Origin of the sequence: Vibrio barjaei (genome assembly GCF_001639065.2) — a bacterium.
GTDB classification, from domain to species: Bacteria; Pseudomonadota; Gammaproteobacteria; order Enterobacterales; family Vibrionaceae; genus Vibrio; species Vibrio barjaei.
The window spans coordinates 41194-60198 of the sequence record NZ_LQXO02000032.1; the positions used below are offsets into that span (position 1 = coordinate 41194).

Here is a 19005-nt window from a genome sequence, read left to right on the forward strand (position 1 = left end):
AAACTGTGGCAAAAACTATTCAAGCAATCCGAGGCATGAACGACTGCCTCCCAACACAATCTCCACTTTGGCAAAAAGTTGAGAATACAGTGAAGCATGTTGTTAGCGCATATGGCTACAACGAAGTACGTATGCCAATCGTTGAAATGACCCATCTATTCAGCCGTGCTATCGGTGAAGTGACGGATGTGGTCGAAAAGGAAATGTACACCTTCGAAGATCGTAATGGCGATAGCTTAACACTTCGCCCTGAAGGCACGGCTGGTTGTGTGCGTTCTGGTATTGAAAACGGTTTGCTATATAACCAAGAACAACGTCTTTGGTATATGGGTCCAATGTTCCGTCATGAGCGCCCACAAAAGGGTCGTTACCGTCAATTTCATCAATGTGGTGTGGAAGTCTTTGGTCTAAATGGCCCTGACGTTGATGCTGAGCTCATCATGATGACTGCGCGTTTATGGCGTGAGTTGGGTATTGCTGAACATGTACGTTTGGAACTGAACTCTATCGGTTCTCTAGAAGCTCGTGCTGATTACCGTACGGCATTGATTGCTCACCTAGAGCAGCATATTGATGTTCTTGATGAAGATAGCAAGCGTCGTATGTACACCAATCCGCTACGCGTTCTAGATAGCAAAAACCCAGATGTACAAGCCATTTTGGTTGATGCTCCTGAGCTGTCAGATTACCTCGATGCAGACTCAAAACAGCATTTTGCAGGTCTTTGTGAACTTCTTGACGCAGCAGGAATCGAATATACGGTAAATCAACGCCTTGTCCGTGGGTTGGATTACTACAACCGTACGGTATTTGAGTGGATCACCGAAAGTTTAGGTGCTCAAGGCACGGTCTGTGGCGGTGGTCGTTATGACGGGTTGGTTGAACAACTTGGTGGCAAAGCGACGCCTGCTGTCGGTTTTGCTATGGGTTTAGAGCGTTTGGTACTAATGATGGAAACGCTTGAGCTGACTGATGTTCGTCGTAGTGTTGATGCTTACGTAGTGACTGCGGGTGAAGGCACCATGATGGCAGGTATGAAGCTAGCCGAGTCTTTGCGTGAAGCTATCCCTGGTATTCGTGTCATGAACCACTTTGGTGGCGGCAACTTCAAGAAACAATTTAAGCGTGCAGATAAAGTTGGCGCAGTATACGCTCTAGTGCTAGGCGAGAATGAAGTGGCCGAGAATACGGTCGTGGTCAAAGATTTGCAGGGTGGTGAGCAAGAAACTATTGCTCAAACTGAGTTAGCCGCTAAATTAGCAGATATTATCTAGTTTATAGACTGACGTTGATAGAACGTATTCGATAGATGAATCAATCAACGTTAGTGACGAATTCTTTTAAGAGGACAGGAAGTGGAACTCTACGATTCTGAAGAACAACAAGTAGAAGCAATCAAAGATTGGTGGAAAGAGAACGGCAAAGCCGTGGTTCTTGGTGTTGTTGTTGGTTTGGGTGGTTTATTTGGCTGGCGTTACTATCAAGATTCAGTAACGTCTGCGCAAGAAGCCGCTTCTGAACAGTATACCAAAGCGGTAGAAGCTATTGCCGCTAAAGGCACTGACGCAAGTGGCGACGTACAAGCATTTATCGATGGTAGCAAAGACACTGAATACAGTGTTTTGGCGTCACTACAACTAGCGAAAGTTCAAGTAGAAGCTGGTGAGCTTGAAAAGGCTCTTGAGCAACTGCAATGGGCACAAAGCAAAACTAAAGATGCGGCGATCACTCCGCTTGTGACTTACCGTATCGCTCGTCTAATGGCGGAAACGGGTAACGTTGATGGTGCGCGTGCTGAACTTGCGAAAATTACCGATGACGCATGGGCAGGTCGAGTGGCTGAACTGCGTGGTGATATCGCAATTCGTGAAGGTGACCGTGATGCAGCTTATACTGCTTATACTGAAGCACAGCAAGCGCAAGACGCAAGCCAAGGGTTACAAATTAAACTGGACGATCTTGCCAAGTAAGGGCCATAGCCGATGAATAGAGTCGTAAAGAAAGTACTGCTTTCTATTTCGGTACTGGGAATTCTTGCAGGGTGTTCTAGCGAAGAAGATACCGTCATTATGGCACCACTGCCAAAGGTACAAAGTGAGTTCACGCCTCAGTCGGTATGGTCTGCTAGTATTGGTGATGGTGTTGGTCAGTTCTTCTCGAAGCTCTCTCCAATTTACGCCTATGACAACTTATTTGTCGCTAGCCGAGACGGAGTGGTAAAAGCGCTTGATCCAGAAACGGGCAAAACGCTTTGGGAAGTCAATGTCGCTGGTGACACATCAGCTCGACTTTCTGGCGGTATTGCCGCTGCGTATCAAAAGTTGTATATCGGTAGCGAAAACGGCGAGGTTATTGCGCTCGACGTCAAAACGGGTGAAGAAGTTTGGCGCGCCAAGGTAAATGGTGAGGTGCTTGCGAATCCGGTAGCGGATGCAAGTTTAATCATGGTTCATACCAGTCAAGGCTTGTTGGTTGCATTGGAACAAACGTCGGGCGAAGAACGCTGGGCGATCAGTACTGATGTTCCAAACCTAACTTTACGCGGTGACAGTGCACCAGCTACCGTATCAGGTGGTGTTTTCTGGGGCACGGCCAATGGACGTTTAGCCGCGGCTATTGTTGAGCGTGGACAGTTGATTTGGCAACAACCTGTGGGTACGCCAAAAGGCGCTACCGAGATCGATCGCTTGGTTGATGTGGATTCATCTCCAATCATTTTAGGTGGCACACTGTTTACAGTGGGTTTCAATGGGCAGTTAATTTCCATTGATCTACGTTCTGGTAACCCTATTTGGAAACGTAACTACTCATCAGCAACAGATATGGCGACGGATAACCGTAGCTTATTCTTGGTGACAGATAATGACCACGTGGTAGCTGTTGATGCTCGCAGTGGTACTGAACTGTGGGAAAATAACCAGTTAGAAAACCGACTGCTAACAGCACCTGTTATTGTTGATGGCTATATCGTAGTAGGTGATAGCTTAGGTTACTTGCACTGGATTGATCGAGAGTCAGGTGAGTTTGTAGCACAGCAACTCATCAACGAAAGTGGCCTTTCTGTTGGACCAACTAAGGTACCTGAAGGTTATGTTTTAGTGACTCGTGATGGTGAAATAAAGAAACTCACTATCAACTAGAAAGCGTGATATAATTCACAAACGGCTCCTGGCTGATCTCAGTTAGGAGCCGTTTTATTGCTGCGAAGCAAAAGGATCTTTTCGAGCTCGGATAGATGGATTAATTTGTGGTTATAGGAAAACGTGAGAATTTTACCTATAACTACAATTAGAAGATAAGTGTAGAGGTTTATATGGTACCTGTTGTTGCCCTAGTTGGACGCCCGAATGTGGGTAAGTCGACCCTGTTCAATCGATTAACGCGTACGCGTGATGCTCTTGTTGCGGATTTTCCGGGGCTAACACGTGACCGTAAATACGGTCAGGCAAAACTGGGTGAGCATGAATTCATTGTCATTGATACTGGTGGTATTGATGGCACTGAAGAAGGTGTTGAAACAAAAATGGCGGAACAATCGCTAGCCGCGATTGATGAAGCGGATGTCGTGCTTTTCCTAGTAGACGGCCGTGCAGGTTTAACGTCGGCTGATGAAGCTATTGCTCAACACCTGCGTAAAATCGAAAAGCCGTCATTCCTAGTTATTAACAAAGTTGATGGTATTGATGCTGATGCAGCTAGTGCTGAGTTTTGGCAACTTGGTGTAGAAGACATGTACCATATAGCAGCGGCTCACGGTCGTGGCGTTACTGCACTTATCGAACGCGCACTTAACCCATTTGCAGAAAGTTTTGTTGAACAAGGTGAAATTGAAGATCTGACTGAGTTTGAAGACGAAGAGGAAGAGAAACTCGATTACACCGAAGAAGAAGCGGAAGAAGAGTTTAAACGTCTTCAAGATCAACCAATTAAGTTGGCTATCATTGGTCGACCTAATGTGGGTAAATCAACGCTGACCAATCGTATTCTTGGTGAAGAGCGCGTCGTAGTTTATGACATGCCAGGTACCACTCGCGATTCTATTTATATTCCTATGCAGCGTGATGATCGTGAATATGTACTGATCGACACGGCAGGTGTACGTCGTCGTCGTCGCATCAACGAAACGGTTGAGAAGTTCTCAGTGGTTAAAACCCTGAAAGCAGTAGAAGATGCAAACGTTGTATTGCTCGTTATCGATGCTCGCGAAAACATCTCCGATCAAGACTTAAGCCTCCTTGGTTTTGCGTTAAACTCTGGTCGCTCTATTGTGATTGCGGTGAACAAGTGGGATGGCTTAGATACCGACGTGAAAGAACACGTTAAGAAAGAGCTTGATCGTCGTCTTGGTTTTGTTGACTTTGCACGTATCCACTTTATTTCAGCGCTTCATGGTACTGGTGTTGGCCACTTGTTTGAATCTGTTCAAGAAGCTTACAAGTCTGCGACTACCCGTGTAGGTACTTCGGTACTGACCCGTATCATGAAAATGGCGACGGAAGATCACCAGCCACCTATGGTTCGTGGGCGTCGTGTTAAGCTGAAATATGCGCACGCTGGTGGCTACAATCCACCAATCGTTGTGGTTCACGGTAACTTAGTCAATGAACTACCAGATTCGTATAAGCGTTATTTGATGAACTATTATCGTCGTTCTTTGGAAATTATGGGTACGCCAATTCGCATCAACTTCCAAAGCAGCGATAACCCATTTGAAGGTAAGTCTAACAAGATGACCCTTTCACAAGAGCGTAAACGTAAACGCTTAATGACGATGATGAAAGGTCGTCCTAAAAAATAAATCGAAATTAAACAACGCCCTCTGAATACAGCGGGCGTTTTTTGTTGCAAGGAATAATCATACCGTGTTTACCGCTAGTAAAATTCACTTTTGTCATCAAACTTGGCAACTAGACAGCGCAATTCAATTGATCGATGAGCATTCTGATTACACCGATATTGTTGTAGAAAGTACGCCATTTCACCCTGTAAGCCATATATGGCCTGATCATCCTGCAGACAGAGGTTATTTGCTAGCGGAAGGTCAACAACTTGAAGTGATAGATTGTCTTGTTGGTGCGATCGAGCTAGATACCAAAACGCTGTATGTTGGCAGCGCGATTCCCGTAAAACGAGACTGTGATGGATGGGTGTTTGTTGTTGTACATCGAATTGCTAAAGGGACAGATCTTTGTATTGGTCAGGTCATTACATTGGAGGTGGACAAAGCTTATCAACAAAGTTTGAGCAGAGGACATAGTGCTGGACATATCGCCTCTCTTGCACTAAACAAAGTGCTGGCTGCGTCATACTGGAGAAAAGAAGCAGACCGAAAAGATGGCTTGGACCACTACGATTTTAATAGTTATGCTCAGGAACAGAGTCTGGTATCGCCAAACCGATGTTTTGACCGATATCGCCTAGGGAAAACACTAAAGAAGCGTGGACTAAATACCGTAGAAGTGGTGACAGACTTACAGAGAATTGAAGATATGACTAATCAACAGTTAGCTGAGTGGTCACAAGAACCCTCTGAAGTTTCAATGCAACTTGAAGGTCCATTTTTAACGAGCTCAAGATATTGGCACTGCACTCTCGATGGCGTCGATGTCGTGATGCCTTGCGGTGGAACGCATATCAATCATATGGATGAGCTGATAAACCTCAGAGTCGAGCTAAAAGCCGTAGATTCGTCTTATATCGAAATGCATACCCATGTAAGTGACTAATTCGATAAATGATCGTTTTATTAAATTCTGTGTGATGTTGTTTTTTAATGGCTACATGGAACAATAATCTAACTTAAATCCAAATGCAGAATATGTAACTTATGCTTTCGGTATGTGGTTATATAAATGTTCTTTTTAGAGCAGATCGCTGATCATATTAGATTAAGGGGAAGATCTAGGGAAGATCTAGAACGACATCGTATTGTTGCTCGTCCCTTTGACCATACGACTAAATATTAGACTGGTCAACAGATCATCTATCCGTACGTTGTGTTATTATGTGTCGGTTACGCATATTCAATAAGAACAACAATTCTGCGGATTTATGACGAAAGATTTGCTGATAGATGCTCATAAGGGCATGAACTTACTCTTGAAAGAACTTGCTCTGGGGTTGCCAAAACCCCAATTGGAGGAGCGAATCATTAAGTTAACAGAGCGCCTGTTTAAGGATAAACGCGCCTCAATATTAACGTTAGATCAAGAGACACATCGACTGTACAGCACCTCAGCACCTAACTTGCCTGACTTTTACAACGATGCTATTGATGGGATCGAAATAGGAGAAGGAGTAGGTTCCTGTGGTGCGGCTGCCTATTTAAAACGTTCTGTTATCGTCTCAGATGTCACAAGCCATAGTAATTGGCAGCCTTTTGTTGAGCTTGCGACACAAGCAAATATTAGAGCATGCTGGTCTGTGCCAGTGATCTCGACACAAGAGCACGTATTGGGTACGTTTGCACTCTATAGCTCATTGCCCTCTGAACCCCATGCTATTGAACTGGAGATACTCGAGTCTATTGCCGCAGTTTATTCTGTGGCGCTAGAGAAATATGCTTTAGAAGACAAACTCAACTACCAAGCTAAGTTTGATTCTCTGACTCAATGCCTGAATCGTCGAGCTCTATTAGAACGTGTCGAACAAAGTCATTGCTTTCAAGGTAATTTTCTTGGCTGCTTCTTTATTGATATCGATAAGTTCAAACAAGTAAATGATGTGTATGGGCATCAATTCGGCGATAAGGTGTTGGTTGCTGTCGCGCAAAAATTACGTTTACTATTACCCGACCAAGCTGTGTTAGGTCGATATGGTGGCGATGAGTTTCTTGCGTTTAGTTGCTTTCCTAGTCAGGAAGATTCCAGAACTTTTTACGAGACATTGCAGTCAGAATTGAATCGGCCTGTCACTTTAGAAGAGACTAACATCGGGGTTAGCGTTGGGTTTGCAACCAAAGAGTGTTGTTCAGACATGACGATTGACCAATTGATCCGTTTAGCGGATACCGAGATGTATAAAGTCAAACGTAAAGCTAAGTTGGAGAGTTTATTCCTATCTCGTGGCTAAGCGCTTTCCTAACGTTATAGAACGTCTTATGGCAGCTGCCTAGTATATTTTAGGTGTTCGAGATAGAATATCAATATTAACATCTACTAATGTTTAGGTGAGATATGAACTTCGCAGACAACGAGTGCCCAGATTGCAAGATCGCTTTAGATTGGGACGGGCAGTATTTCTGTAAACAATGTACAAAACACTTTGTCAAAATTGGTTATTGCCCAGATTGCCAAGCTGAAATGGAAAAACTTCAGGCGTGTGGGGCGGCTAACTATTTTTGTAACTCATGCAATGAACTGAAGTCCAAATCTCGAGCAAGGTTTGAATTCCAACCAATCAAAGCTTAGTGAGATTATCTAGCTAGGTTTGATATCGGTTACGGTCGAGACAAGAGTACCATGCTCTACCTGAGTCGTCATTGTCGAGCCTATCTCTACCGAATCTGCATGAGAAATGACTTTCCCATCCTCATCTTGAGTAATAGAGTAACCGCGCTTCAAAGTAGCGAGTGGACTCACCGTGTCAAGCTTACCTACTGTTAATGCAAATTTATGCTTAGTTGAAGAAAGTTGACGTTGCATCGATTGTTCTAGTCGGCTTTCTAATTGACTTAATCGATGTGATTGTTGTGCCAGACGAGTAACAGGAGACTGTAACTTCAGTCGGTGCAGCTTGTTAGTTAACCTGAGAGTCTCTTGAGACAACCTTTGCTTCATTGCGGCGTTAAGGCGGTACTCAAATTCATCCAATCGTTGACTTTGGCGCTGCAAATGATGTTTAGGATGTTGATTGCTTAGGTCTTGCATCAACGACGATAAGCGCTGTTTTTGCTCCGACAGATAAAGTCGAATGACGTTTCTTAGGCGCTGCTCTCTAGTAATCAGTGACTCACGTTTATGAGAGGTATCATTGCTGACCAGTTCTGCGGCTGCACTTGGTGTCGGGGCACGCACATCAGCGACGTAGTCAGCGATAGTGACGTCAATTTCATGTCCGACTGCACTGATAATTGGTATTTGGCTGGCAGCAATGGTTCTAGCGACGATTTCGTGGTTGAAGCACCATAAATCTTCAAGTGAGCCTCCGCCTCGTCCGACGATTAACACATCACACTCGTTTCGGCTGTTTGCTCTGCCAATCGCTTGAGCAATCTCAATCGCAGCGCTATCACCTTGAACCGTCGTCGGGTAAATAACCACAGGCAAGGAAGGATCACGCCTTTTCAAAACATCTAAAATATCAAATAAAGCTGCGCCCGTTTTGGAGGTAATGATACCTACCCGTTTTGGGTGGCTGGGTAATGGTTGTTTTAGTGTCTGAGCAAACAAACCTTCTGCAGCAAGTGACATTTTCAGCTTCTCAAACTCTTGCTGAAGTCGACCATCCCCCTCGGGTTGCATCGACTCTATGATGAGTTGATAGTCACCTCGTGGCTCATAGAGTGAGAGTCTTGCTTTAACTAAAACTTGATTTCCATTGGCAGGTTTGAATGTTACGCGGCGATTATTACCACGAAACATCGCGCATTTCACTTGAGCGCGTGAGTCCTTAAGAGTGAGGTACCAGTGACCCGAGACAGGTGCAGAAAAGTTAGAAATTTCACCGACTAACCACACAATCCCCATTTCGTTTTCTAGCAACAAACGAACTTCAGAGTTCAGGCGTGACACCGTGTAAATGTTTTGATTACTAGACGTAGAATTAGAGCTTGATCGCGAGGATAGGGGCACAGCTAATCTCAAAGACGTGGGTATGGAAATTAGCGGCAATATAATACATATCAAGGGGGTAAATGCAAATAAAAAATATAAAAATGTGTAGCCAAGCGATTTCGTCGGGCGTATAATCCCACCGCAATATCTAATCCAAATGACCTTATTATGCGAAACGATAAGGGCGGATTATTCCTTCAACTCCTCTATTGTGAGATATTGCAAATGCTAAGAATTGCCAAAGAAGCGCTGACGTTCGATGATGTACTACTCGTTCCAGCTCACTCCACCGTTCTCCCAAACACAGCCGATCTTCGCACTCGGTTGACGAAGAATATCAGTCTGAATATTCCAATGATCTCTGCGTCTATGGACACAGTAACGGAAGCGCGTCTAGCGATCGCGCTTGCCCAAGAAGGTGGCATTGGCTTTATCCACAAAAACATGTCTATTGAGCAACAAGCTGAGCAAGTACGTCTTGTAAAGATCTTTGAAGCTGGTGTAGTAACAAACCCTGTTACTGTTCGTCCAGAAGCAACGATTGCTGATGTAATGGCGCTAACTGAAAAGCACGGCTTTGCAGGTTTCCCAGTTGTTACAGAAACGAATGAGCTTGTAGGCATCATCACTGGCCGTGATGTTCGCTTTGTTACTGACTTAAGTAAGAAAGTAGAAGTAGTAATGACGCCAAAAGCGCGTCTAGCATCAGTAAAAGAAGGCGCTTCTCGTGAAGAAGTGCAAGAAGAGATGCACCGTGCACGTGTTGAAAAAGTGTTGGTTGTGAACGATGAGTTCCAACTTACCGGTATGATCACTGCAAAAGACTTCCACAAAGCAGAACGTAAACCAAACGCATGTAAAGATGCGCAAGGTCGTCTGCGCGTAGGTGCTGCTGTCGGTGCGGGCGCTGGTAACGAAGAGCGTGTAAAAGCGCTGGTTGAAGCTGGTGTTGATGTGCTTTTGATTGACTCTTCACACGGTCATTCAGAAGGCGTTTTAACTCGTATTCGCGAAACACGCGAAGCGTACCCAGACCTCGATATCATTGGTGGTAATGTAGCTACGGCTGCTGGTGCGAAAGCATTGATTGAAGCGGGGGTTAGTGCCGTTAAAGTCGGTATTGGTCCTGGCTCTATTTGTACAACTCGTATCGTTACTGGTGTTGGTGTTCCTCAAGTTACAGCGATTGCTGATGCTGCTGGTGTGGCCAACGAATATGGTATTCCAGTTATCGCAGACGGTGGTATCCGCTTCTCTGGCGATATCTGTAAAGCAATCGTTGCTGGTGCATCATGCGTGATGGTTGGCTCTATGTTTGCTGGTACTGAAGAAGCACCTGGTGAAGTTATTCTTTATCAAGGCCGTTCTTATAAGGCTTACCGTGGAATGGGCTCTCTTGGTGCGATGTCTCAAGGCTCTTCGGACCGTTACTTCCAATCTGATAATGCTGCGGACAAGCTTGTTCCAGAAGGTATCGAAGGTCGTATCGCCTACAAAGGTCGCCTAAAAGAAATCGTTCACCAACAAATGGGCGGTCTTCGTTCAAGCATGGGCCTAACTGGTTCTGCGACTATCGAAGATATGCGCACTAAAGCAGAGTTCGTTCGTATCTCTGGTGCTGGCCTAAATGAGTCACACGTACACGACGTTCAGATCACTAAGGAAGCACCAAACTACCGTCTAGGTTAATTACCTATAGACTGTAGTGATAACGTTGAGGGTCATAATTGACCCGGGTAAGTATAAATCTTACGTAAACGTTTGCTTTTTTCCTTGATGCATAGATGGGAGGCGGGTAAACTCGCCTCCGTTCTCAATACTTAGCTTATAAGATTGCCCAAAATGACGAAAAATATTCATGACCAACGAATTCTGATTTTAGACTTCGGCTCGCAGTACACACAATTAGTAGCACGTCGTGTACGTGAAATCGGCGTTTACTGTGAACTATGGAGCTGGGATGTAGAAGAAGCGGATATTCGTGAATTCAACCCAGACGGTATTATTCTATCTGGCGGCCCTGAGAGTGTAACCGAGGAAAATTCTCCTCGTGCTCCTCAATACGTATTTGATTCAGGCGTTCCTGTTCTTGGCGTTTGTTACGGCATGCAGACAATGGCTGAGCAACTTGGTGGCCGAGTAGCAGGTTCAAACGAACGTGAATTTGGTTACGCACAAGTTAAAGTATCTGGCGACTCAGCGATTTTCAAAGATCTTGAAGCGACTCAAGATGTTTGGATGAGCCACGGCGATAAAGTTGTAGAAATTCCAGCAGACTTCGTAAAAGTCGGTGAAACGGACACTTGCCCGTATGCTGCTATGGCGAATGAAGAGAAGAAATACTATGGCGTTCAGTTCCACCCAGAAGTAACGCACACTAAGCAAGGCCTGCAAATGCTAGAGAACTTTGTTCTTGGTGCATGTGGCTGCGAGCGTTTATGGACATCAGAATCCATCATTGAAGACGCAGTTGGTCGTATCAAAGAGCAAGTGGGTGACGATGAAGTAATTCTAGGCCTGTCTGGTGGTGTGGATTCATCGGTCGTAGCGATGCTTGTTCACCGTGCGATTGGCGACAAACTAACCTGTGTATTTGTTGATAACGGTTTACTTCGCCTGAACGAAGGTCAGCAAGTGATGGATATGTTCGGCGACAAGTTCGGTCTGAATATTATCAAAGTTGACGCAGAAGATCGTTTCCTAACAGCGCTTGAAGGCAAGTCAGACCCAGAAGAGAAACGTAAAACAATCGGTCACGTGTTTGTTGACGTATTCGATGAAGAGTCTAAGAAGCTTAAAAATGCGAAATGGTTAGCACAGGGTACAATTTACCCAGATGTCATTGAGTCAGCTGCTTCTAAAACGGGTAAAGCTCACGTTATTAAATCACACCACAATGTGGGTGGTCTTCCTGATGATATGGAAATGGGTCTTGTTGAACCTCTACGTGAGTTGTTCAAAGACGAAGTACGTAAGATCGGTCTAGAACTGGGTCTACCATACAACATGCTTTATCGTCACCCATTCCCTGGGCCAGGTCTAGGTGTTCGTGTTCTCGGTGAAATCAAAAAAGAATACTGTGACTTACTGCGCCGCGCTGATGCTATTTTTATTGAAGAACTGCACGCAGCAGATCTGTATAACAAAGTTTCTCAAGCATTTACCGTTTTCCTACCAGTACGCTCTGTAGGTGTAATGGGCGATGGCCGTAAGTATGACTGGGTAGTCTCGCTACGTGCTGTTGAAACTATCGACTTTATGACGGCTCACTGGGCTCACTTACCATACGATTTCCTAGGTAAGGTCTCTAACCGTATTATCAACGAAGTTGACGGCATTTCACGTGTGGTTTACGACATTTCTGGTAAGCCACCGGCAACGATTGAGTGGGAATAATCGTCGATTATTGTCACTAAATAATGGAAACCGGCGTAAGCCGGTTTTTTTATGCATGCTAATTAATATCTGCAAATGTTCAATCTTAGATTGCAAATAACGGATCTGCTCAATATCACAAATATCGATTAAAATTTTTCTATAACTTTTACCACTAATTTTTAATCGAAGGCTCTTTTACATGTCGAACAAACTCGCAAACCCTGCGCCACTTGGCCTAATGGGTTTTGGTATGACTACCATTCTGCTTAACATCCACAATGCAGGTTTCTTTCCGATCGATTCAATGATTCTTGCTATGGGTATTTTTTATGGCGGTCTTAGCCAAGTGTTTGTTGGCATGATGTGCTTTAAGCGTGGTGATACATTCGGTACTACAGCCTTCACTTCGTACGGCTTATTCTGGCTAACGCTAGTGGGTATTATCGTAATGCCTTACATGGGCCTTCCTGCTAGCCCAGCGAAGTTTATGGGTTGGTATTTACTACTATGGGGTGTGTTCACTGGCTTCATGTTCATTGGTTCACTCTGCTACCCAGTAGCTAAGCAAGTAGTCTTTGGTTCACTGACAATCCTATTTTTCTTGTTAGCAGCGCGTGATTTCTTCGGCAGCGAGTTGATTGGCACTATTGCCGGCTTTGAGGGTATCTTCTGTGGCGCGAGCGCGATTTACTTCGCTATGGCTCAAGTACTTAACAACGAATATGGCCGCACTATTCTTCCTATCGGTGAGAAGAAAGCGACAGTAATGAGCACTCAAGAAGTGGCAGCATAATTTAAGTTTCATTCATTCGGGAACAGTGAATGAGAAAAGGGGTAGCTTAGCTACCCCTTTTTTATGCGATGAGCATGTTCCATATTATCCCTGCACAGGCAGAGACCTACCCAAAGTGAACATCAACTTTAATTAAGATGTCTGTGTCTGAGTGGATGCGGAACCCGCCTCTTGAGGCGCTTCAGGCTTTTTACCTGTTTTACGCTCGTAGCGACCTTCCCAGTAGTCTGCACCTTTAATACCAAGTGCGACAGGGTTGAATGTGTACTCTTCTACACCTTGCTCTTGCTGTTTCTCATAATCTTTGAGCGCAATGATTGCTGGCTTGGCAATAAAGAAGATGATCAAAATGCCCACGATGTTTAACCATGCCATCAGACCAACACCCACATCACCCATTGCCCAAGCAAGGTTAGCCGCTTTCACCGTTCCATAAAACACAGATGTGATTAGCACAAGTTTCAAGATGAACATTAAACCATTGACTTTAAATGTACGGCGAATATAAGCGATATTTGTTTCTGCAATGTAGTAGTACGCCAGAATGGTCGTAAATGCGAAGAAGAATAGTGCAAATGCGATAAACAGCTTACCAACACCAGGCATTGTGCTTTCGATAGCTAGCTGAGTAAACGCAGGACCATTAGCTCCAACGGTTTCGGCAAGGTTTTGTACCAAGAACGTACTCTCTGGACCGTGAACGTTGTATGCACCCGTGATAAGAATCATAAATGCTGTCGCAGAACACACTAGAAGCGTATCAATATAGATAGAGAAAGATTGCACTAAACCTTGCTGCGCCGGGTGATCAACGTTTGCAGCTGCAGCTGCATGTGGACCAGTACCTTGGCCTGCTTCGTTAGAGTAGACGCCACGTTTTACACCCCAGCCAATTGCCGCGCCGAAGCCTGCCATTGGAGTAAATGCATCGCCAATAATCATACTAACAATCCCCGGTACTTCACCGATGTTAAGCAGAATAATCACGAAGGCGATGATGATGTACGCTAGCGCCATAAATGGCACAACGATCTGTGTGAAGTTTGCGATTCGTTTTACGCCACCAAAAATGATGAACGCAAGAATGACTGAAATAACTGCACCAGTGAAAATTTTAGCAAAACTGATGGTACCGATAGCAGTGTCAATCATAGCGCCTGTGCCGAATGCGGTTTCTACTGCATTACCAATGCTGTTCGATTGAACACCAGGTAGAAGAACACCACAAGCGAAAATAGTCGCAATAGCAAAGATCCATGCGTACCATTTTTGTCCCATCGCTTTTTCTATGTAATAAGCTGGGCCGCCACGAAATTGCCCTTCATCTTCTTCTTTATAGATTTGAGCGAGCGTTGATTCGATATAGGCTGTTGCTGCGCCAAAAAACGCAACCATCCACATCCAGAAAACTGCGCCTGGACCACCAAAACCAATAGCCGCAGCGACACCGGCAATGTTACCTGTACCAACGCGACCAGAAAGTGAAACCGCTAAAGCTTGAAATGAGGAAATCCCTTTTTCCGAGCTTTTACCGGAAAGTAATAGACGCCACATTTCAAAGAAATGACGTACCTGTACAAAACGAGTGAGCACTGAATAAAAAAGGCCAGCACCAAGACACAAGTAAATTAGAGCGGGACTCCAGATTATCCCGTTTAAAAAATCAACCAAAGACTGCATAGTTCTTCCCTGTAAAGCTGGGGTAGCTTTTGAAACTCAGCGACTGATGTTCTGATTGTTCAAAAGCTATTGTTGATACCCACCGTTTCCCAATCGTCCTTGCTTGCACGAAAAGCATGAGAAAGCTGAGCGCGAAGTGTTTGAATTTATAAAACACTTCGCGCATCCTACCTAAGTTTGTTGCAAATGTTAAGATTGGATGTAAATATTGTGTTAACACGTGATGGCAGGCACAAAATTTTAAATGCGGGTTGTTTGTGTGATATTTGTTTGTTAATTGCTTTCTTTGAAGAGATAAAAAAGCCGACCTAAATGGTCGGCTTTGGATTAGGCGGCATCTAAGCCTTGTTGCCAAAAGGCGATTTCCATGCGAGTTGCCGTTTTAAACACATGTATGATCTCTTGTGCTCTCTGGCTTTGCAGGTCAATGTCTTTTAGTAGCGCGTCTAATCGTTTGATACTGGTTTGCACACCTGACTGGAATTCTTCGCTACCATACAGTTCTATCCAACTACGATAGGGGTTACCTTCTAGCATGGTATCGGCGCTTTTGAGTAAGTTGTCACCGATAACTGCATAGCCGATGGCGCAAGGTGCTAGTGCAGCATAAAGGTCAACTAATTCGCCCGTCATTCCTGCATCTAGAACATATCGAGTGTACGCCACGGTACCAAAATCTTCGACTTCCGCTTCCATATCTGCTTCTGTGATTCCCCACTGCTGGCAATAAGCGACATGGTGGCCAATCTCAGAGTTTAATAATGCCTCAACACTTGGCACCGCTTCCCGCATTTGAGCGAGTGTTTTGGCTTTGTAGATCGCGAGTGCATAGGCACGAGCGTACTGCTTTAAGAACAGAAAATCCTGCTTCAAATAGTGTAAATACGCCTGCTGATCGAGAGTCCCCACGGCTAATTGCTTGACGAAGTCATGTTCGGTATAAGCCAACCACTCTTGTTGGCAAGCGTTAATTAAGTCTTGATGGTTCATGGTCACTCCTAAAGTACAGGTACGATGGTCTCTGCTTTTGGCTTAGCACTGATAATTTTGTGTTGATACATGAATTCGGTAAACGCATCATATTTGGTCGCATCAACCGCAGATGGTCTAAGTGCAAATCGAGTCAACGTGTCACGCCATGCTCTTTTATTGAGTTCGTTGTTTAACGTGTCTGGTGCGTAGGCAACAAATTCATTCCAAGAAGCTGTTGGGTGATTCACTATGTAAGTGGTGGCCTTTTCAATAGCACGGTTGAATTTTACGATGGCATCTTTGTCATAGCTGTTGGCATTGGCAACAAACACTAGCTCCTCATAAGTCGGGACGCCGTGTTCTTCTGGGAAAAAGGCTTTTGGTTTATAACCTTCAAGTTCTAGCTGGTTGGTTTCAAAGTTTCTCAAACCACCCCAAATTGCGTCTACTTTTCCTGATGCGAGAGAGGAGGATAGAGCCCAACCAACATTAATGATCTGTACCTCGTCAAATGCCACTCCCTCGGTACTGAGCATGGTACCTATGGTCGCTTCTTCGTTACCTGCGATAGCAATACCAATTTTTTTACCTTTTAGGTCTGCTAGTGTGTTTATCTTGCCATTGTCCAATACCATCATGGTATTAAGCGGCGTTGCGATCAGAGTTGCGCTGCGGATCAGTGGCAGCCCAGCAGCCACGTCGATAGTAAGGCTGGTTTGATACGAAACAGCAAGGTCGACTTTCCCCGCAGCAACCAGTTTGGCAGGTGTGCTTGGGTCGGCTGGCTCTTGAATATCAACATTAAGCCCTTGCTCTTTGAAGTAGCCTTTCTCTTGAGCAATGACAATAGGGCCATGATTTGGGTTAACAAACCAGTCGAGCATTAGCGTGAGCTTTTTTTCTGCAGCGTGTGCTGGCATGATGCTGGCTGCAGTTAGCAGTAGAGCCGCAGCGAGTTTGAGCATGGATTTCATGGTTTTTCCTTTTGATTGTTATTTATTTTCCCAAGGGATCAGGCGCTTAAGCCCCCAATCGGTAAAAAAGTAAAGCGCGACTGAGACGCTGGCTAAAATAAACAGCGCCGCAAACATTTCATCAATTAACATGCGAGCATTGGCTTGCAACATGAGATACCCCAAGCCCTCACTCGAACCAACCCATTCGCCAGCGACAGCACCGATAGGAGCAACTACGACGGCGACTCGTATACCAGAAGCAAGGACAGGTAGCGAGGCTGGTAAACGTATGTGCCATAGTTGGCGGAATTGGCTAGCCCCCATGGTCTGTGACAAATCCAAATAGCCCACAGGCGTATTACGCAGTCCGTCATAGCAACAAGTGGTAACGGGGAAGAAGATAATCAGTGCTGCCATGACCACTTTGGAGGCAATACCGTAGCCCAGCCATAACATAAGAATTGGAGCGAGAGCGAACACAGGGATAGCCTGGCTGGTTATTAAAATCGGCAAGAGCCAGCATTTGACGGGCTGAAACAACAGCATTTGCAGTGCAAAGAACAGTCCCATTGATAAGCCAAGTAGGAGTCCGAGCAGGATCTCTTGTGTCGTAACCCAAGTGTGTTTGAGAAGTACATCATGACGCTCGACTAGCTTAACGAGTACGGCCTCGGGCGCTGGTAAGATAAAACTGGGCAGCTCAAACAGCACCACGATAGCTTTCCAAAGCCCTAAGATAATCAAGAAGCTAACCAGCACTCGCAATAGCGTGCCTATCCCTTGTTTTTTTTGCGCAGCCGCCTGTCGACGGCTTTGTTCAGCGACTTGTGTTAAGAGTGTCACGAACGTCCCCCTAAATGTTCTAGGATGGATTGTTGGATGGCTGCGAATTCGCCATCGATATCTCTAGGAATAGCCGATTGTGGAGGGTCGATTGTATTAAGCTGAGCGGGTTTCCCATTCATGACTAATATTTGTTCGCCGAGCCTCAAGGCTTCTTGCGGATCGTGGGTGATCAATAACACTGTTTTATCGCATAACAGCCGAGCGGCAAGGTTTTGCAATTTATGTCTGGTGACGGCATCAAGCGCAGAAAATGGCTCGTCCATCAACACTATCGATTTGTCTTGCATTAAAGTTCGAGCTAAGGCGACGCGCTGTTTTTGTCCGCCAGATAGTTCGTTGGGCAGAACATTCGCTTTACTATCGAGTCCAACCTGTTCCAATAACGCCATGGCTTTGGCTTTCGTATTGGCTTCGACACGCTGGCCATTTAAACGTGTGGCTAAACACACATTATCAACAACGGTTAACCAAGGCATAAGCAAGTCTTGCTGTGCCATGTAGGCTACGTTGTTCGACAGTTGAGTAAGGCTAGGAACTACAGTTTTGGCGGTAAAGGTGACTTTTTCAGTTAGTAGCCCAGCGATATAGCGCAGCAACGTCGACTTCCCGCAGCCACTAGGTCCTAACAAAGCCGTCCAAGTTCCCGCTTCAAACTGTACGTTCAAATCCGAGAATATCGGTTGAGCGTCACCTAAATAGGTGAGCGTGGCGTTTTCAATACGAATATCGTTCATCGGTTCAGCGCGTAAAAGTGGTGAACAGGACCGTGCCCTTTACCAATGTCGAGCTCATCGGCGTGAGCAATCGCTTGAGTAATGTAGCTTTTACCGTTAGAGACCGCTTGATGTAACGTATTGTTTTGAGCCAAGTAAGACGCGATGGCAGAGCTCAATGTGCAACCTGTACCATGAGTATTCTTGGTGTTGATACGCGTTGTTTCAAAGATAGATACGTCGTCTTGAGTGATCAGTAGGTCATTGCTGCTGGAGTCAGACTCAAGGTGACCACCTTTAAGCAAAATCGCTGCCGTATTGAGTGCGCGTAACTGGTCAATCAACGCTTCCATGTCATTTTGGGATTGCGGAACTTGGGTGCCAAGTAGGGCAGCACCTTCAGGTAAATTAGGTGTGATAACTGTCGCTAAAGGCAGTAATTCCGCTTTTAAGGCATCAATAGCGGAAGTTTCTAATAGCAGGTCGCCACTCGTAGCGACCATAACAGGGTCGAGAACCACGTACTTTGGCTGATATTGACGAATCTTTTCAGCTACAGCGCGAATAATACTCGCATCAGCAAGCATACCGATCTTTACCGCCACTACATCTAAGTCGCTGAATACCGCGTCTAATTGCGCCTTCACAAATTGAGGGTCAATGCCGAGAATGCCAGACACGCCTTGCGTGTTTTGAGCGGTCAACGCAGTAATGACTGAGCACGCATAAGCACCTGTTGCTGAGATGGCTTTAATGTCAGCTTGAATTCCAGCGCCACCGCCAGAATCAGAGCCAGCGATCGTCAATACAATAGGAGTTTTAGAGGTTGATGATGTCATATCATGTTCCTTTTCAGGGTAGGAACACAAAATAGGCAGGGCAAAGATCCACTG

At 45.2% G+C, this 19005-nt stretch carries 17 protein-coding genes; 10 read left to right on the forward strand and 7 right to left on the reverse strand.

Features of this window, described 5'->3' with window-relative positions:
• Positions 1 to 5 precede the first annotated feature (5 nt).
• The 7 genes from hisS (at position 6) to AWH66_RS14930 (ending at position 7409) form a co-directional block, all read left to right on the forward strand.
• Positions 6 to 1274 (forward strand): histidine--tRNA ligase, encoded by a 1269-nt coding sequence (hisS, locus tag AWH66_RS14900; protein ID WP_006072564.1) that lies wholly within the window; start codon positions 6 to 8, stop codon positions 1272 to 1274.
• Positions 1275 to 1355: 81 nt separating this feature from the next.
• Positions 1356 to 1970 carry a YfgM family protein gene (locus AWH66_RS14905; protein WP_063604002.1) on the forward strand — a complete coding sequence of 205 codons (615 nt, stop codon included), beginning with the start codon at positions 1356 to 1358 and terminating at the stop codon, positions 1968 to 1970.
• A 12-nt stretch (positions 1971 to 1982) separates the two neighbouring features.
• Entirely contained in the window at positions 1983 to 3140 is a 1158-nt protein-coding gene (gene bamB / locus AWH66_RS14910; protein WP_063604003.1) for an outer membrane protein assembly factor BamB, read from the forward strand.
• Positions 3141 to 3313: 173 nt separating this feature from the next.
• Positions 3314 to 4798 carry a ribosome biogenesis GTPase Der gene (gene der, locus AWH66_RS14915; RefSeq protein WP_006072560.1) on the forward strand — a complete coding sequence of 495 codons (1485 nt, stop codon included), beginning with the start codon at positions 3314 to 3316 and terminating at the stop codon, positions 4796 to 4798.
• 64 nt (positions 4799 to 4862) lie between these two features.
• Positions 4863 to 5726, forward strand: a complete 864-nt coding sequence (locus AWH66_RS14920; protein WP_063604004.1) for a hypothetical protein — start codon at positions 4863 to 4865, stop codon at positions 5724 to 5726.
• Between the two features lie 325 nt (positions 5727 to 6051).
• Positions 6052 to 7071, forward strand: coding sequence for a sensor domain-containing diguanylate cyclase (locus AWH66_RS14925; RefSeq protein WP_063604005.1), 1020 nt, complete (start codon positions 6052 to 6054; stop codon positions 7069 to 7071).
• Positions 7072 to 7175: 104 nt separating this feature from the next.
• Positions 7176 to 7409, forward strand: a complete 234-nt coding sequence (locus AWH66_RS14930) for a zinc ribbon domain-containing protein (RefSeq protein WP_063604006.1) — start codon at positions 7176 to 7178, stop codon at positions 7407 to 7409.
• 9 nt (positions 7410 to 7418) lie between these two features.
• Here the strand turns inward: AWH66_RS14930 and xseA are convergent, their stop codons facing one another.
• Positions 7419 to 8792 (reverse strand): exodeoxyribonuclease VII large subunit, encoded by a 1374-nt coding sequence (gene xseA / locus AWH66_RS14935; RefSeq protein WP_063604007.1) that lies wholly within the window; start codon positions 8790 to 8792, stop codon positions 7419 to 7421.
• Between the two features lie 207 nt (positions 8793 to 8999).
• Between xseA and guaB the strand changes: the two genes are divergently transcribed.
• The 3 genes from guaB to AWH66_RS14950 all read left to right on the forward strand — a co-directional run bounded on the left by guaB (position 9000) and on the right by AWH66_RS14950 (position 12945).
• The gene (gene guaB / locus AWH66_RS14940; protein ID WP_006072553.1) at positions 9000 to 10463 is read left to right on the forward strand and encodes an IMP dehydrogenase; all 1464 of its coding nucleotides are present in this window, start codon (positions 9000 to 9002) and stop codon (positions 10461 to 10463) included.
• A gap of 153 nt (positions 10464 to 10616) precedes the next feature.
• On the forward strand, positions 10617 to 12170 hold the full coding sequence (gene guaA, locus AWH66_RS14945; protein ID WP_063604008.1) for a glutamine-hydrolyzing GMP synthase: 1554 nt from the start codon (positions 10617 to 10619) through the stop codon (positions 12168 to 12170).
• A 181-nt stretch (positions 12171 to 12351) separates the two neighbouring features.
• Positions 12352 to 12945: an acetate uptake transporter gene (locus AWH66_RS14950; protein WP_063604009.1), complete on the forward strand. Its 594-nt coding sequence runs from the start codon at positions 12352 to 12354 to the stop codon at positions 12943 to 12945.
• A gap of 132 nt (positions 12946 to 13077) precedes the next feature.
• Here AWH66_RS14950 and AWH66_RS14955 read toward each other — a convergent pair whose 3' ends face one another.
• The 6 genes from AWH66_RS14955 to thiD all read right to left on the reverse strand — a co-directional run bounded on the left by AWH66_RS14955 (position 13078) and on the right by thiD (position 18951).
• Positions 13078 to 14625, reverse strand: a complete 1548-nt coding sequence (locus AWH66_RS14955) for an alanine/glycine:cation symporter family protein (RefSeq protein WP_038227948.1) — start codon at positions 14623 to 14625, stop codon at positions 13078 to 13080.
• Between the two features lie 327 nt (positions 14626 to 14952).
• A complete protein-coding gene (tenA, locus tag AWH66_RS14960) occupies positions 14953 to 15615 on the reverse strand; it encodes a thiaminase II (RefSeq protein WP_063604010.1) in 663 nt (220 codons plus the stop codon).
• Positions 15616 to 15623: 8 nt separating this feature from the next.
• Positions 15624 to 16571: an ABC transporter substrate-binding protein gene (locus AWH66_RS25685; protein ID WP_063604011.1), complete on the reverse strand. Its 948-nt coding sequence runs from the start codon at positions 16569 to 16571 to the stop codon at positions 15624 to 15626.
• An 18-nt stretch (positions 16572 to 16589) separates the two neighbouring features.
• Positions 16590 to 17330: an ABC transporter permease gene (locus tag AWH66_RS25690; RefSeq protein WP_240495626.1), complete on the reverse strand. Its 741-nt coding sequence runs from the start codon at positions 17328 to 17330 to the stop codon at positions 16590 to 16592.
• A 62-nt stretch (positions 17331 to 17392) separates the two neighbouring features.
• On the reverse strand, positions 17393 to 18133 hold the full coding sequence (locus AWH66_RS14975) for an ABC transporter ATP-binding protein (protein ID WP_063604013.1): 741 nt from the start codon (positions 18131 to 18133) through the stop codon (positions 17393 to 17395).
• Entirely contained in the window at positions 18130 to 18951 is an 822-nt protein-coding gene (thiD, locus tag AWH66_RS14980) for a bifunctional hydroxymethylpyrimidine kinase/phosphomethylpyrimidine kinase (RefSeq protein ID WP_063604014.1), read from the reverse strand. Before thiD ends, AWH66_RS14975 begins: the two co-directional genes overlap by 4 nt.
• Between the last annotated feature and the right edge of the window lie 54 nt (positions 18952 to 19005).